A 14,773-nucleotide genomic window follows, 5' to 3' on the forward strand; every position below is an offset into this window, starting at 1 on the left:
GAATGGCTGCGTTGAAAATCAGGCGCCCAGATCGATGCGCCGGATGGCGCGTATCGCCTCGCCTTCGGCGACGCCGATCAGTGCATCGATGGCCTGGATGGTCTCGATGGTCTCGATCTGGCCGCGCGCAGCCACCGTCCTGCGCAGGGCGTGGAGGTCGTCGCGGATTTCGCAGAGGGTGGTTCGAACTGTGAGGGGCATGGGGCCGCCTTCCTGCGACACAACAGTCGGGGATGGCGATCGGTTCCGTCGCGAGCGGAATGACGACGACGATCAGGCGACCCTGACGACGGGTCGATCAAGCAAGCTTGACGACGTCGATCAAGCAAGCTTGACGACGAAGTGCTTGGTCACCGGCTCGATGATCTTCCAGGTGCCCTTGAAATCAGCCTCGACCACAAACGCATCGCCAGGGCCGACCTCGACCGGCGTGCCGCCATCGGGCGTGATGATGATGCGGCCGGCGATCATGTGTACGAACTCGTAGTCGGTGTAGGTGGCGTGGTAGGTGCCGGGCGATGCCCGCCAGGTGCCTGACATCACCTTGCCGTCGGCAGTGGTGTGCTGCACGGCGGTCTGCATGGTCGGCCTGCCCTCGACAACGATCCAGCCCGGCAGATCTTCGCCATCGGCATGTTCGACAGCGCCGAATTTGAGGATGGTGGTGTTGGTCATGGGAGGGCTCCGTTTGAACTGCATTGGCTGCCGTTGGATAGCCGATCAAGGTGACAGGAGCAACGCAATGGCCGACCGCAAATGTCGGAGATTTGGCGAAAGCGGCGATGAGAGCGTCCTTCTCCCCGTTCACGGGGAGAAGATGGCGGCAGCCAGATGAGGGGCGGCGCGAACGCTCGTCATTCTGCCAATTCCGCAAGGGATAAATAGGGCGCAGGCCGTACTGGAACAGCGTCGGCGCTGCCCCTCATCCGCCTGGCGGCACCTTCTCCCCGTGAACGGGGAGAAGGAAGAATCTCCCCTTATGTTGCACTGCGTTAGATTTGTTGCATTGCGATATCGGCGTATGGGGTCGACCCTTTGCCAGGGTGGGTTTTAAACGAACTACACGAGGTTTCGATCGTGTCAGCATCGTTCCGGCCTGATATCGAAGGGCTGCGTGCACTGGCGGTGGCAGGCGTGATCGCCTTCCATTTCGGCCTCCGCGGACTGCCTGGCGGCTTTGCCGGCGTCGACATCTTCTTTGTCATCTCGGGCTATCTGATCACCCGCCAACTGCTCACCGAAATCGCCGAGACCGGGCGGCTGAACCTCTGGCGCTTCTACGCCAGGCGGGCCAGGCGGCTGTTGCCGGCGTCACTGTTCGTCATCCTCGCCACGCTGGTGGCAGGCGCCTTCATCCTGTCGCCGGAGGAACAGTCGCTCTATTCCAAGGGCGCCATGTTCGCCTCGGCCTACATGATCAATCTGTGGCTGATCCGCTGGTCGTTCGACTATTTTGCGGCGGATGCGACCAGCAATCCATTCGTCCATTTCTGGTCGCTGTCGGTGGAGGAGCAGTTCTATCTCGCCTGGCCGGCGCTGCTGCTGCTCGCCATGTGGCTCCGCCCCGGCAAGCGCGGCGCAATTCTGGTGATCGGGCTGGCGGGATTAGTGTCATTCGCTGTCTGTGCCTGGCTCACCACCATGGCGCAGCCCTGGGCCTTCTATTTCTCGCCGCTGCGCGGTTGGGAATTCGCTGCCGGCGGGCTGGCGACCACGGTGCCGCTAACCTTCTGGCAACACCGCCCACGGCTCGCCGCGCCGCTGGCCTGGCTCGGTCTGGCGCTGATTGCCGGCGCCTATCTCTCCTTCACCGAGGAAGCCCCCTTCCCTGGCTTCATGGCGCTGATGCCGGTGGCCGGCACCGTGCTGTTGCTGCTGGCGGGAGCGGCCGGCGTCAGGAATGGCCCCAGTGCCGTCCTGGCGCTGCCGCCCCTGCAGTGGGTCGGCAAGCTCTCCTACTCGCTCTATCTCTGGCATTGGCCAGTGATTGTCTATGCCGCGATGCTGGTGCCCGAGCTTTCGCCGCTGCAGCGGCTCGGCTGCATGGCGCTGACGTTCGCGCTTTCACTGTTCACCTACCAATTCATCGAGAACCCGATCCGCCGCAATGGCTGGCTGATGGCCAGTGCGGCGCGGGCGCTGGTGCCGGCTGTCCTCCTCACCGGCACCGGCGTCGCAGCCGCCTACGCCAACGCCAGGCTCGCCGTCCACGATCTGGACCCTGAGCAACGCAGCATTGCCATTAGCGCCGCGCGGCCTTCCACCGCACGCGCGGCCGGCTGTATTCTTTCCTTTGAGACAGTGACGCCAAAGGCCTGCGTGTTCGGCAACAAGGACGCCGGGCGCTCGATTGCGCTGTTCGGCGATTCGCATGCCGACCACTGGTCGACGCCGCTGATCGAGGCGGCCGAGAAGAACGACACCAAGGTCGTCACCTGGCTCAAATCCGGCTGCCGCGCCTCGCGGCTGACGGTATGGGCGACCAAGCTGAAGCGGAACTACACCGAATGCGATCAATGGCGCGCGCAGTCGATCCGGCAGATCATCGCCGCGCGGCCGAACCTGGTGGTGATCTCGGAGATCGCGCTGGTCAGCCTGGACAAGATGTCGGCCGGCACGCAGGCGCCCAAAAGCCAGGATGCCGACGGGCGCGCCGGCCTGCACGCGACGCTCACCGCGTTCAGCCAGGCCGGGCTGAAGGTTGCCGTGATCCGCGACGTGCCGTTCAACGACGATCATGTCGACACCTGCGTGTCGCGCGCGCTGTGGCGCGGGCAGAGGCCGTCGCTGTGCGACCAGAAGCGCACCGACGCCGCCAATGACGCCAACGCGGCGATAGAGCGCGACATCGTGCGCACTGTGCCCGGCGCCAGCTACATCGACCTGACCAACCAGTTCTGCGACGCCAAAACCTGCCACGCCTTCATCAACGGCAAGATCGCCTACCGCGACCAGCATCATCTGGCGACGCCGTTCGCGGAGACGCTGGAGCCGGCGGTGGAGAAGGCGGTGGTCGATAGGGTGGGGAGGTAGGCGGCAAGCAGCCACCCGAATACTAAACCGGTGTGGCCCGCCACGTTTCCGCACGAAGATTAAGCGCCAATTCGAGCGGTGGCCGTATGGTGAAAACGCGCGGGGATTGGGCAAAGAGATGAACGCGATAAAGGTGCCACGAGTCCGCACGCGATCCTGCCACCTCGTGCTCATTCCGAGTTAGGAAAAACGGAGTCCGCGCAGCACCGTTCGTCGTCTTCACTTCAATGAGGCGCTCTTTGCCGTTTGGCTCGTAAGACAGCACGTCATATCCTGCGCCATCGCCGTCCTCTGCAGAAACCCAGCGAACTTTGCGAGCGAGGTCCGGCCTCTCGACGGCTATGAGCCTTTTGCGCTCGACGCCAATAACAAACTCCTCGCCCGCCGCGCCCAGCGTCCGGTTGCGAAAATCGCGTTCGACCGGGTCGAATTTCCGAAGCAAATTCGTCAAGAGTGGTGGACGGTTGTCGACGACACCAAGGCCCGGTGGAGGCGCCACGAACAGTTCGCCCTCCTCCGCAGCACTAAGAATTCTCGGCGGGGGTTGTTGGTATTCGAGAATGCCATGGCCTGAGAGATGACGATCGATCGCACCGAAGATTGCGGCTTGATAGTTTCGCATTGGCTTGTAGCCGGGGATCCATGGAAGGCCCAACTCCTCTAGAACCGCAGAGATATTCTGATGCTTGAATTCGACGGAGCGATGCGTACGCCCGATCTGTGCCATGAGCACCGCGCTATGGTGCGATTTCACGTAGGGTCGATGTGACAGGTCGTCAGCGAGCATGGCGAAATAATCCGCGACGATGGCGTCCAGCTCATCGTCGCTCCAAGGCGTGCCGATTTTTGCTTCGTCCGCCAAAATGCCCCTCCGAAGGCAGTCTGAGGGAATTGTCCGCTTGGCCAACAAATTACAGCCAACCGAGACAGACTTTACTCGAAGTATTCAAGAACTATGACGTAGCCGCCAGACAGGCGATGGATAAACCCATTCTCGTCAGCCGGGAGTTCCCTTCCGGGCAGCCACATGACGTTTAATGCGCGCCCATTACTTTCGACAGCGTCGTTCAGAAGGACGTGCAACGCTGTCGGGTCGTCGATGCAAGTCTCGACTGCGTAGCGCAACGGCATGAGAACCTCCTATCAGCCTGCCTTTGAGTAGGTGTAATTATGCGCGTGGCTCATACATTCGCCAGTCCCATTATCCCCTCGAACCCATCAGCCAAATTCGCCGCCGCTTCCACCAGCATAGAGCGCACGCTTTTCGGGCGGCCGGGCGTCGGGTTGGCGTCGAGCAGCACGGGCTCGCCCTGATGGATGACGAAATCGAATTTGCCGTAATCGAAGCCGAGTTTTTGGCGCAGAAGGCGCATCTCGTTGGGCACGGGCACCGGTTCGCGCCTTATCGTCTCGGAGGCTTTGACCACGGCGTTGGGCGAGACGTAGCGGGCGCAGCGCTCTCGTTCGCCGCAGAATACCCAGATGCGGGTGCCGAAGCCATCGGCGACGATTTCCGGCATGAATTTATCCACCACCAGATCGGGCCGTTCGAGAAGCTCTGAAGGCACATCGCCGCGAGCCGCGAAAACCGCGTAGCGGGGCATTTCGCGTGCGCCGGGAAAGGGCAGTTCGCGGCCGTGGCGTGCGGCGCGCAAATTGAAGCGCGCTTCGGGCAGGCCGTGGTGGTTGAGGTTGCTCTTGACGATCACCGGCCCGCGCCAACCATCGCCGTCGCGCAGCAGCGCCTGGCTGATGCGGCGCTTGGAAATGTCTGAGACGGCAACGTTCAGGCAGAACGGAAAGCGGGCGGCATAGTCGAGATAGGCTTGCGGCACGATGGTGGCGTCGACATGCAGGATGGCGAGGTCGGCTGCGGGCGGTTGCGACAGGCCGCTGAGCAGGCTGACCCGGTGGCCGCGCCGCTCGAGTTCGGCCAGGATGTCGAACAGCATGTAAGGGCTGTCGCGCCGGCGCAGCGGGCGCCACGGCGTCTGAAACCGGTCATATTCATGCGTGACCACAGCAATGTGCGCCACGTGTGCTCCCCCAAGCGGCGGCACGCATATTCAAACGGTTTTGGTGGGATCGCAAGGATGGCGCAGGCGGGGGACAGCCGAGCGAAAAGGCGCAGGCGCCTGCCTGCTTGCAAATCTCAACCCAAATGCCATCTAGATCACAGGCGCGCCGTCGGTGCGCCGATCGCACGGAGCATTCACTTGACGCAGCGAAGCGGCAGTGCGGACCTGCCGCTGCATGGCGGGCGGGTTCCGAAATGGTTGGGCGAGCGCATGACGCGGCTGGGCGCTGTGCTGTGCGAGGCGATCATCCATCACTATGGCCGCGACGAGCTGTTGCGGCGGCTGGCGCATCCCTTTTGGTTCCAGTCCTTCGGCGCCGTGATGGGCATGGACTGGCATTCGTCGGGCATCACCACCTCGGTCGTCGGCGCGCTGAAGCGCGGGCTGAACCCGCTTGCCGGCGAGCTCGGCATCCATGTCTGCGGCGGCCGCGGCGCGCATTCGCGCAAGACGCCGCAGGAGCTGACGGCAATCGGCGAGCGCGTCGGCATCGATGGCGCCGCCCTCGCCAACGCCAGCCGCCTGGTCGCCAAGGTGGACAGCGCCGCCGTGCAGGACGGTTTTGATCTCTATCTGCACGGCTTCATTGTTACCGACGACAGCCGCTGGGTGGTGGTGCAGCAGGGCATGAATGGCGACAGCCGCCAGGCGCGCCGCTATCACTGGCTGTCGGAAGGGCTGACAAGCTTCGTCGACCAGCCGCATGCGGCGATCGAGGGCGTGGCCCAGGGCGAGATCGTCAACCTCACCGATCATCGCGCCGAGCCCTCGCGGACCGGGCAGCTCGACCTGTTGAAGACCATGAGCCCGGAGCGGATACTTGACGCGCTTGCCGTGCTGGAGCCGCCGTCGAAAGCACCACCTGCGCAACCAGCCGCGCAGCCGATGCTACCCAATCTGGTGATGCCGGCGCATCACGACGTGCGCGAGAGCGACATCGTCATGCACCGGCTGCACGGCAACATCTCGGCCGCCATCGAAAGCGGGCCGGCCGATTTTCCCGAACTGCTGCTGGTGCCCGGCGTCGGCGCGCGCACCGTGCGGGCACTGGCCATGGTGGCGGAAGTCGTGCACGGCGCGCCCTGCCGGTTTTCCGATCCGGCGCGCTTCTCGCTCGCCCATGGCGGCAAGGACCGCCACCCCTTCCCGGTGCCGCTGAAAGTCTATGACGAGACGATCGCGGTGCTGAAATCGGCCGTCGGCAAGGCCAAACTCGGCCGCGAGGAAGAACTTGGCGCGCTGCAGCGCCTGGACGGCGAGGCGCGGCGGCTGGAGCGCTACGTCACCGGGCCGAGCCTGAAGGAGATCGTCGCCGGTGAGTTCGACCAGTCGCATCTGCTTGGCGGGCGCAGCGTCTTTGGCTGGGAGCCGGCGCCGGAGGATGGTGAGGCTGGGCCGGCGAAGCTTGGCAAGAAAGGCACGTGAAGCGATTCAGATATTGATTCATCGAACCGCTTCAAGCGCCTGTTTTCATACAACTCCAAATCGAAAGGCAGCGGCCTACACCTGCCTCATGCGGCGCCGCGCGCAAGGTTGTTCACATCTTGCAAAACTATGGAACGAGGTCGTGCCCCACGAGTTATATTAGCTCAACCTTGAACAGGAGGCAGCCATGAGAAAGCTCCTGCTTGCTTCGATTATCGCTATCGCCGCAGCGGCGGCGATGATCGCCCCAGCGAATGCCGGCGGGCGCATCGTGATCGGCATCGGTAACGGCTACGATGACGGTTACTACAATGACGGCTATCGCGACTATTACGGCGATCGCTACTACGCTCCTCGCCCGTACTATCAGTATGATGCCTACGATAACGGCTTCAGGTATCACCGGTATCACAGGCATCATCGCCACTGCCGCATAGAGTTGGTCAAGCACTGGCGCCATCATCACAGGATCGTTGAGGAAATCCGCGTTTGCGAGTGGTGATCCGATAGCGTGAAACGGTCCGGCCGGCATCTGTCGGCCGGCCGCTTTGTCTGCGCGAACTACCCGCCTATCGCGGCTTCCGCATCAGCATCATCCCGTAGTGCACGGCCAGCAGGTCGAGCCCGACCTTCAGCAGCTTCACCACCACATCGCGCCCCTCGCCGGTGCGCTCCGCGAGCGCCTTTACCGACTGGCCTTCGAGGCAGATGCTGCGGACCGTGTCGGCAAGTTGCCAGTGGGCCAATGCGGCACTGGCGCCAGTATGGGCGCGGCCGGCGTTGAGCACGCGGTCGGGAATGCCGCCACCGATGCGGCTGGCGTCGACGCGCTCCTCCCACAGCATCGGCCGCAGCCCGTCGCGCGAGGCGCGCTCGAAATCATCGCGAAAGCGCTGGCCGGCCTCGCGCTGCTGGCGGGTCAGCGAGGTGATGCCGATCAACGGATCAACATTGCGCAGCCGCACGACGCCGCCGGTCGTGGTGTAGCCGCCGTTGGAGACCTCGTAGACGCGCCGCGCCTCCTCGGTGCCGACGCTCAGCCGCTTGCGGCCGAAGCGGTCGTGCTTCAGCGCAAAGTCATGGCCGATCTCGCGGCGTATGCGCACCTGCTCGGCCTCGTCCTTGGGGAGTTTTGGGGGCTTTGCTTTCTGTGCGGTTTTTTTGCTCATCGGATGATCCTTGTGGGGATAGGTATTGGGTCGGCGAAGTTGGAGATCCTTCACGCCCCCTCTGCCCTGCCGGGCATCTCCCCCACGAGGGGGGAGATTGGCAATTTCCGCGGCTGCGCCTTTTTGCAACGTCGGCGATTGGCGAAATCGGTGGCGACATCTGATCTCCCCCCAAGTGGGGGAGATGTCCGGCAGGACAGAGGGGGGCGCTGTCCTGCCGGCCTCTCCATTATTGGTGGCCTCGCCCTCAGAGGCGAGGAACCGGACTTAGCCGCTCACGCCACCTCGGCCACCGGCCTGTGGAAGCGCTCCTGATGATATTCGCAGTAGCTCTTCAGTGCCCTTGTGCGCAGGCCGCAGCACAGCATGTCGGGTCCCGGCCGGCTGCCGGGAGCATCTTTCTCCGGGTCTTCCTCCAGCGTCAGGTCGAGCGGCGCGCGGCAGCGGTTGAACAGGCAGTCGATGAAGCGCATGGCCGCGATATGCGGCTGGCGTCCGATGGCGGCGGGGCGCGGCGCCGGCACCTTGAAGCGGTAGATTTCGCCATCCACCACAAGCCGCCCCTCGCCCGGGATCGAACGCGCCGGCCGAGGCGGCGACAATGGCTTGGCCGGTGGCTGACGGGCCGGTTTGGCGACCGGCGTGGTTGATACTGCCTGCTTCGAAGCTTCTGGCCGCCTTGCGAGCTTGCTCGGCTGCGCCGGCGGATTCTTCCGGGTCGTGTTCTCGTTGGCCGCAGTCTTCCCCGTCGCGTTCTTCCTGGGTCTCCCGCCGGACCTGCCACCCTTGGGATTGGCAAAGCCGATGGTCTTCAGGGCGGCGTTGCGATGGACGATGCCGATGATGGCGTTGCGCGAGACCGGGCTGCCGCGCAGCGCCGTAAAGCGGACGGCAATCCTGGTGGCCGACAGGCCATCCCTGAGCCAGACGGCGATTTCCTGCAATTCGGTGTCGGTATAGGCAGTCATGTCGGATCCATTGATTGCGCGCAAAGGCAAGCGGCCCGGTACGAAGGCCGCCACAAAGGTTCAAAGCGTCTGGTTCGGTGTGATCAGGCGGTGCTGGCGGCCGGCAGGGAGTCGGCGGCGAGGCGCCGCAACGCGGCTTCGGCCGCCACTCTGGTGAGGCCGGACACCGCCCTGCCCGTCAGCCGGTCGAACAGGATGACGGTGCCATCTTCCGTGCGGATGCAGGAGATGCCCTGCCCGACGGCAGCAGCCCCCGACGCGCAGTTGGCGCCATCGGGCAAAAAGGTGGCCGGAGCCGGGAGAGGAACGGCTCCGGCCGTTCCGATCGACAGGGGGAGGTCGACCGGATCCGGGGCAAAAGCCCCGGCTTGCGTCCGGATCGGGGAGGAGGACAGCCCGGACGATTGGAGAAAGCTGACGATGCCTGCGGAAACGCTTGCGGTTTGTTCGATCATGCGCTAAGCGTACGATATGTACGAAACGTACGCAAGCTAAATCGTACGTATTGGACGATAAATTTCAGGCAATTTGTACGATGCAGGAACCGAAGCACAGATTGCAACAGGCACGGGCGGAGGCGGGTTATGCCTCGCCGAGCGATGCCGCCCGGGCATTGCGCGACATCAACAAGAACACGCTGATCAGCCACGAGAACGGCAACCGGCCGCTGTCGCGCAAGGCGGCGGAGAAATATGGCCGCCTGTTCGGCGTCGATCCCGGCTGGCTGCTGTTCAATGGCGAGGGCGGCAGCCTTGCTGGCGGCCATTTCGGCTTCGACGAGGCGGGCCGGCAGATCCCGATGCCGTCGCTGGCCACCGTCGACGTGCCCATCGTCTCATGGATCAGCGCCGGCGAACTCGGCAGCCAGGACATGGTGGCCAATCTCAGCGACTATCCGACCATCCCCACCACCGATCTCGAGCAGGGCCAATGGATTGCGCTGCGCGTCGACGGCCCCTCGATGAACAAGATCTCGCCGCCGGATTCGATCATCTTCGTCAACCTGCGCGACAAGCGGCTGGTGACCAATGGCTGCTACGTCATTTCCGACGAAAGCGGCCAGGCCACCTACAAGCGCTATCGCCCCAACGAGAACCCTCCCTTCCAGCCGGCCTCGTACATGGACATCCCGCCGCCGGCGCTGGAAGGCGCCATCACTATCATCGGGCGGGTGAAGCGCTCGATGATCGATATGTGAGGGGCTACAGCCGCGGCACCGCTTTGCCTTCGGCCTCGAAATCTGAACGTTGCTCTTTCTCGACGCCGCAATTTCTGCTTGCATGGCAAGCAGCCGTCGGTGTCGGCCGAGGTCAATGGTTTTCGGGGGAGAACCGGCGAAATGACGAACCGGGAAGGCGTGGGCGAAAGCCGGCTGATACGGCTGGTGCGAAAATGGCGCCTGCCGCTGTTGCTGCTGCTGACCGGCCTCGTCGCGGTGGACATCCGCGGCGCGATGGGGATCGCCGCCAATCTCACCTATGCGGCCTGCATCGGCAATGCGGCCGACCCCAGCCGGCGGATCGAAGCCTGCACGCAAATCATCGATAACCAGGCCGACGCTCCTGACAAGCGTGCGACAGCCTACTTCAAGCGCGCCTACGCCTGGTTCATGGAAGGTGATCTCGACCGCGCCATCGCCGATAGCGACCAGGCGATAGGCCTCAATCCTGAATACGCATCCGCTTACTACAACCGAGGATACGACTGGGCCACGAAAGGCGATTACGACCGGGCCATTGCCGATTATGGTCAGGCGATCGCCTTCGACCCGAAAAGCAGCGCTGCTTACAACAACCGAGGGCTTGCCTGGTCGTACAAGGGCGACAATGACCGGGCCATCGCGGATTACAACCTGGCGATCATCGCCGATCCCAAGAACGCATCCGCATACCTCAACCGGGGCGGCGCATGGGCGGCGGAGGGCGCCTTCGATCACGCCATCGCCGACTACAACCGAGCCATTGCCCTCGATCCGACACTCATCGGGGTCTATGAAAACCGTGGCCTGAGTTGGGGCGGCAAAGGCGACTACAACCGCGCCATCGCCGATTTCAACGTGGCTATCGGCCTCGATCCGAAACGCGCCTACACCTACTACGGCCGGGGTCTAGCCTGGTCAAACAAGGGCGACGACGACCGCGCCATCGCCGACTACGACAAGGCCGTGGACCTCGACCCGAAGTTGGCCGATGCCTACTACGCGCTGGGCCTCGCCTGGGCGCACAAGGGCGACCACGACCAGGCCATCGTCGACTACGACCAGGCAATCGCGCTCAATCAGAAATCCGCCGATTTCTACAACGCCCGAAGCGCCTCCTGGAAGGCGAAGGGGAACCGCGAACGCGCCGAGGCCGACCGGAAGACGGCGGCAAGCCTCGGCGGGAAGTAGGTTGCCAGAAAGGAAGGTCGCGTTCCTTCGCACCCCCCTCTGGCCTACCGGCCATCTCCCCCGCAAGGGGGGAGATCAGCAGTTCGAGCCCTTACGCCAGAAACTCGTTCGTGAAATACGCTCCAAAATCCGGGCGCCCCTTTAGCGTCTTGCCGTCGGCATCGAGCAGGATGCCGGCGTTGAACAGGTAGGTTCCGATCGCCTCGACCTTGGCCTTGTCGATCGTGCCGATGACTCCGTCCTGGCTGCGCAAGAAATGCCCGTCGACCAGCATCTTCAGTGAGGCGTGGATCAGCGCCGGATCGGTCAGCGCGTCCTTGTTGGAAACGATCAGCAGGTCGCCGGCTTCCCCAGGGTGGTCGACGGCAAACTGATAGCCGCGCCGCGTTGCCTCGACGAAGGCCGACGCCGGTTTCGGATTTGCCTGGAGATAGGCATCGCTTGAAGCAATGACAGTGGTGTGCTCGTCGGGCACACCATAGTCGGCATAGCGGAAGCCGCGCTGCCGGATGCCTTTCAGCTCGGCATCGACGCCTTCCCAGGTCGAGACCTCCAGCGTGAAGTCGACGGAGCCGTTGGCCAGCGCCTCATAGGCCGAGGTGCCGAGCGTCACGGTCTCGAAATTGCCCTTGCCGCCATCGTGGCGGATGATGGTCGAGATCAGCGTGTTTTCCCAGGCGCTGCCGAAGCCGCCATAGGTCAGACCGTCGAGATTTTTGGGACTCTTGATCTCGCTGCGATCCGCGTTGAAGACCAGCCGGCCGGTCTCCTGCTGCACCACGGCGTAGACCGCCTTGAGAGCGGCGCCGGCGGCGCGCTGGGTGAACAGGCCGACGCCGGCAATGCCGAAATCGGCGATGCGGTTGGCGACCAGCGTGCCGGCGCCGGTATTGCCATAGGGCAGGATTTCGACGTCGAGCCCGGCCTCGTCGTAAAAACCTTTGTCGCGGGCAACGAACAGGCCGATATGGTTGGTGTTGACGGTCCAGTCGAGCGCGACAGTGATTTTTTGCGCGGCCGCTTGAGCGCGCGAGGCAAGCGGCAGTCCGGCTGCCAGCGTCAAAAGCAGGGCTTGTCGGCGTGTGAATTCGGTCATGATGATCTCCTTTGGAGGGTCTGTGGGAACGACGCTCGGTCAGCCCCGGGATTGAGCAGCGTGTCGAGGATGTCCGCTTCGAGTGCGGCGGCTTGGCGCGCGGCGTCGCTGCCGGTGGTGCGCGGACGCTGCAGCGGCACGGCAATCTCGCTGATGATGCGGGCCGGCCGCGCCGACATCAGATAAATGCGGTCGGAGAGATAGACGGCTTCGCGCACATCATGGGTGATCAGCAACGCCGTCCAGCGATGACGCTGCCACATGCCTTCCAGCCAGCGCTGCATGGCCGCGCGGGTCAGTGCATCGAGCGCGCCAAAAGGCTCGTCGAGCAACAGCATGTCGCGCTGCTGCACCACGGTGCGCAGAAGGGCGGCGCGCTGGCGCATGCCGCCGGAAAGTTCCGCCGGCCAGGCGCGCTCGAAACCGGCAAGGCCGAACTCGGCGAACATCGGCGCGACTTGCTCCCGGGCGGCCCGTCGCGACACGCCCTGGACTTCCAGCCCCAGCGTTACATTGTCGATGACGCGCCGCCACGGCATCAGCGCGTCGCGCTGCGGCATGAAGGCGAACGGGCTGCCATCCAAGGGCGCGCCGTCGAAGCGCATGTCTCCTCCGCCTTTCAGCGCGCCGGTCAGCAGCCGGAACAGCGTCGACTTGCCGGCGCCGGAGGGGCCGAGGATGGAGACGAACTCGCCGGCCGCGACGTGAAGCGAAATGCCGGCAAGCACCTCCAGCGCGCCGAAGCTTTTGCTGATGTCCCGGAGCTCGAGCCGTTTCATTGGCGGCTCTCTTCCGAACGCTTACGGTCGTCGCTATCGCTCCCCGCATTTTCCCAAGGCATGGCGAGACGCTGGACGAGCACGGCAATGCCGAACAGGATGAGCGTGAGCGCGGCGCTGACGGCGACTGCAGCGAGCACCAAATCGGGGCGGAAATTGTTCTTGGCGTTGAGCATGTAGATGCCAAGCCCCTTCGCCGCCCCCGCATATTCAGCGAAGATTGCGCCGACGATGGCGTAAGTGATGGAGATGCGCAGCCCAGCGAAGAAATAGGGCAGCGCCGAAGGCAGCCGCGCCAGCCAGAAGATGCGCCAGCGCCCTGCCCCCATGGCGGCGAGCATCTGCGAAATCTCCGTGCTCGTGGCGGCAAAACCCTCGACCAGCGCCACCATCATCGGGAAGAAGGTGACGAGCGCCACAAGCAGGATCTTCGGCATCAACCCGAAGCCGAACCACAGCACGATGAGTGGCGCGATCGCCACAAGCGGCAAGGTCTGGCTGACGATCAGCAGCGGAAAGAGCGCGCGGCGCAGCGGGGCCAGAAAATCGACCAGCGCCGACAGCACGAAGGCAGCGACCAACGAGCAGGCAAAGCCGGCAAACGTGGCGCGGATGGTGGGAAGCATGTTTTCGGCAAGGGCGGCGCGATTCTCCCAAGCCTGGAGCAATACGCGCGACGGCGCCGGCAGCATGGTGGGGGCGACACCGCCATAGCGGGCGTAGAGCTCCCAGGCGACGAGGAGCAGGGCGAAAGCGAAGGCGGCGGGTGCTGTCTTGGCGACGGCAGAGGCCACAGCTGATCTCCCCCCTCGAGGGGGAGATGTCGCCGAAGGCGACAGAGGGGGTCGCCGACCGTAGAGCGCCCACGCCCTGCCGACGCGAAAAGGACGTCGGCGCTCCACGCGCTGGGACCCCCTCTGGCCTGCCGGCCATCTCCCCCTCAAGGGGGAAGATTCACCGGCATCGCCGTCTTCGCCAATCGCCAATGGCTCCTCTCCTCTCTGTGCTGAGAGGTCAGAGGCGGAGGCATCTCCGCCACGCGATGGGTTGGGCAAAACAGCCACGGCAATATCCTCGACGAACGACGCTTGAGCCGCGGCTCAGACGGCGCTCGGGCTGTTCGCCGAAATCGTGATGTCGAGGGTGACGTGGCCGGCGCCCGGGCCGAAGCGGCAGAAGGCCTCGGCGAGCGTTGCAAACACCGCACCGGCATCGCCGCGTAATTTGGTGCAGAAGTTTTTCGAGCGCTCGAAGACACCGGACTGCTTCAGGAAATCGATGCAGCCATAGATCTCGTCCATGTGGTCGCCGGTACCCATGACATAGAGCGAGAATTGCGCAGCCACCGGCTGGCTAGTCGATGGCGTGGCCTGTACGGCGCGGATCGCGGCGAGCTTGCGCTCGTCCAGCGGAATGGTGGGGCCGCCGGTCTCGTCGGAGCGGCAGATCGGATCGTCGGGCTCGCCCGGACAGCCACGCGAAACCGCTGCCGAAAGCACGCAGTGCTTGCCGCTTTTGGCCGCCGCCACGAACAGGTCGCGCATGGCTGGAAAGAGCACCTCGGGCGGCCCGACCAGAAGCGTCGAGATGTCGTCGGTCTCGATCCGCAGCCGGTCGCGCCAGGGATCGAGCGCGCCGAGCGCGCCAAGGATGACGCCGACGAAATCGTCGGTCATGGGATAAAGGGAAATCTGTGCGCCGGAAAACATCGCCCGCCTCGCTCCGCTGGTATTATCCAGATCAGCTTTAGGGTCCGAAGGCTTGCCGCCCTCATCTCAGCCCCGACCATACGGAGCACCCCTGTGGATGAGCGGGTTAAAGCACTGTTCGAGCGAT

General features: G+C 64.1%; 16 protein-coding genes and 1 riboswitch. Of the genes, 5 read left to right on the top strand and 11 right to left on the bottom strand.

Annotated elements, in window-relative coordinates; translation table 11 throughout:
• Positions 1 to 18 precede the first annotated feature (18 nt).
• Together AC1D1B_RS07505 and AC1D1B_RS07510 are read right to left on the bottom strand one after the other, a co-directional pair.
• A complete protein-coding gene (locus tag AC1D1B_RS07505; RefSeq protein ID WP_477330783.1) occupies positions 19 to 201 on the bottom strand; it encodes a hypothetical protein in 183 nt (60 codons plus the stop codon).
• A 120-nt stretch (positions 202 to 321) separates the two neighbouring features.
• Positions 322 to 675: a cupin domain-containing protein gene (locus AC1D1B_RS07510; RefSeq protein WP_477330785.1), complete on the bottom strand. Its 354-nt coding sequence runs from the start codon at positions 673 to 675 to the stop codon at positions 322 to 324.
• A gap of 402 nt (positions 676 to 1,077) precedes the next feature.
• Between AC1D1B_RS07510 and AC1D1B_RS07515 the strand changes: the two genes are divergently transcribed.
• Positions 1,078 to 3,033, top strand: a complete 1,956-nt coding sequence (locus AC1D1B_RS07515) for an acyltransferase family protein (RefSeq protein WP_477330787.1) — start codon at positions 1,078 to 1,080, stop codon at positions 3,031 to 3,033.
• A gap of 22 nt (positions 3,034 to 3,055) precedes the next feature.
• Here the strand turns inward: AC1D1B_RS07515 and AC1D1B_RS07520 are convergent, their stop codons facing one another.
• Both AC1D1B_RS07520 and AC1D1B_RS07525 read right to left on the bottom strand, forming a co-directional pair.
• Positions 3,056 to 3,895 carry a protein NO VEIN domain-containing protein gene (locus AC1D1B_RS07520; protein WP_477330789.1) on the bottom strand — a complete coding sequence of 280 codons (840 nt, stop codon included), beginning with the start codon at positions 3,893 to 3,895 and terminating at the stop codon, positions 3,056 to 3,058.
• 319 nt (positions 3,896 to 4,214) lie between these two features.
• Positions 4,215 to 5,069, bottom strand: a complete 855-nt coding sequence (locus AC1D1B_RS07525) for an ATP-grasp domain-containing protein (RefSeq protein ID WP_477330791.1) — start codon at positions 5,067 to 5,069, stop codon at positions 4,215 to 4,217.
• Between the two features lie 180 nt (positions 5,070 to 5,249).
• On the opposite strand from AC1D1B_RS07525, the gene AC1D1B_RS07530 reads away from it, so the two are divergent.
• Positions 5,250 to 6,536 carry a DUF763 domain-containing protein gene (locus AC1D1B_RS07530; RefSeq protein ID WP_477330793.1) on the top strand — a complete coding sequence of 429 codons (1,287 nt, stop codon included), beginning with the start codon at positions 5,250 to 5,252 and terminating at the stop codon, positions 6,534 to 6,536.
• 187 nt (positions 6,537 to 6,723) lie between these two features.
• Positions 6,724 to 7,038 (top strand): hypothetical protein, encoded by a 315-nt coding sequence (locus AC1D1B_RS07535; protein WP_477330795.1) that lies wholly within the window; start codon positions 6,724 to 6,726, stop codon positions 7,036 to 7,038.
• A 67-nt stretch (positions 7,039 to 7,105) separates the two neighbouring features.
• Here the strand turns inward: AC1D1B_RS07535 and AC1D1B_RS07540 are convergent, their stop codons facing one another.
• The 3 genes from AC1D1B_RS07540 to AC1D1B_RS07550 all read right to left on the bottom strand — a co-directional run bounded on the left by AC1D1B_RS07540 (position 7,106) and on the right by AC1D1B_RS07550 (position 9,128).
• Positions 7,106 to 7,705, bottom strand: a complete 600-nt coding sequence (locus tag AC1D1B_RS07540) for a DUF6456 domain-containing protein (protein WP_477330797.1) — start codon at positions 7,703 to 7,705, stop codon at positions 7,106 to 7,108.
• A 275-nt stretch (positions 7,706 to 7,980) separates the two neighbouring features.
• On the bottom strand, positions 7,981 to 8,673 hold the full coding sequence (locus AC1D1B_RS07545) for a GcrA cell cycle regulator (protein WP_477330799.1): 693 nt from the start codon (positions 8,671 to 8,673) through the stop codon (positions 7,981 to 7,983).
• Between the two features lie 83 nt (positions 8,674 to 8,756).
• Positions 8,757 to 9,128: a hypothetical protein gene (locus AC1D1B_RS07550; RefSeq protein WP_477330801.1), complete on the bottom strand. Its 372-nt coding sequence runs from the start codon at positions 9,126 to 9,128 to the stop codon at positions 8,757 to 8,759.
• A gap of 80 nt (positions 9,129 to 9,208) precedes the next feature.
• Between AC1D1B_RS07550 and AC1D1B_RS07555 the strand changes: the two genes are divergently transcribed.
• Together AC1D1B_RS07555 and AC1D1B_RS07560 are read left to right on the top strand one after the other, a co-directional pair.
• Complete coding sequence (locus tag AC1D1B_RS07555) at positions 9,209 to 9,871, top strand: LexA family transcriptional regulator (RefSeq protein ID WP_477330803.1); 663 nt, start codon at positions 9,209 to 9,211, stop codon at positions 9,869 to 9,871.
• Positions 9,872 to 10,012: 141 nt separating this feature from the next.
• A complete protein-coding gene (locus tag AC1D1B_RS07560; protein WP_477330805.1) occupies positions 10,013 to 11,062 on the top strand; it encodes a tetratricopeptide repeat protein in 1,050 nt (349 codons plus the stop codon).
• Positions 11,063 to 11,153: 91 nt separating this feature from the next.
• On the opposite strand, the gene AC1D1B_RS07565 is transcribed toward AC1D1B_RS07560, so the two are convergent.
• The 4 genes from AC1D1B_RS07565 to AC1D1B_RS07580 all read right to left on the bottom strand — a co-directional run bounded on the left by AC1D1B_RS07565 (position 11,154) and on the right by AC1D1B_RS07580 (position 14,646).
• Entirely contained in the window at positions 11,154 to 12,158 is a 1,005-nt protein-coding gene (locus AC1D1B_RS07565; RefSeq protein ID WP_477330807.1) for an ABC transporter substrate-binding protein, read from the bottom strand.
• Positions 12,155 to 12,937: an ABC transporter ATP-binding protein gene (locus AC1D1B_RS07570; protein WP_477330809.1), complete on the bottom strand. Its 783-nt coding sequence runs from the start codon at positions 12,935 to 12,937 to the stop codon at positions 12,155 to 12,157. Before AC1D1B_RS07570 ends, AC1D1B_RS07565 begins: the two co-directional genes overlap by 4 nt.
• A complete protein-coding gene (locus tag AC1D1B_RS07575) occupies positions 12,934 to 13,731 on the bottom strand; it encodes an ABC transporter permease (RefSeq protein WP_477330811.1) in 798 nt (265 codons plus the stop codon). The genes AC1D1B_RS07570 and AC1D1B_RS07575 overlap by 4 nt, the downstream gene beginning before the upstream one ends.
• Positions 13,732 to 14,037: 306 nt before the next feature.
• On the bottom strand, positions 14,038 to 14,646 hold the full coding sequence (locus tag AC1D1B_RS07580) for a YkoF family thiamine/hydroxymethylpyrimidine-binding protein (RefSeq protein WP_477330813.1): 609 nt from the start codon (positions 14,644 to 14,646) through the stop codon (positions 14,038 to 14,040).
• A riboswitch (TPP riboswitch) is annotated at positions 14,637 to 14,749 on the bottom strand. It overlaps the preceding gene by 10 nt.
• Positions 14,750 to 14,773: the final 24 nt, after the last annotated feature.

Source organism: Mesorhizobium sp. P2_C5_2, from assembly GCF_056404535.1.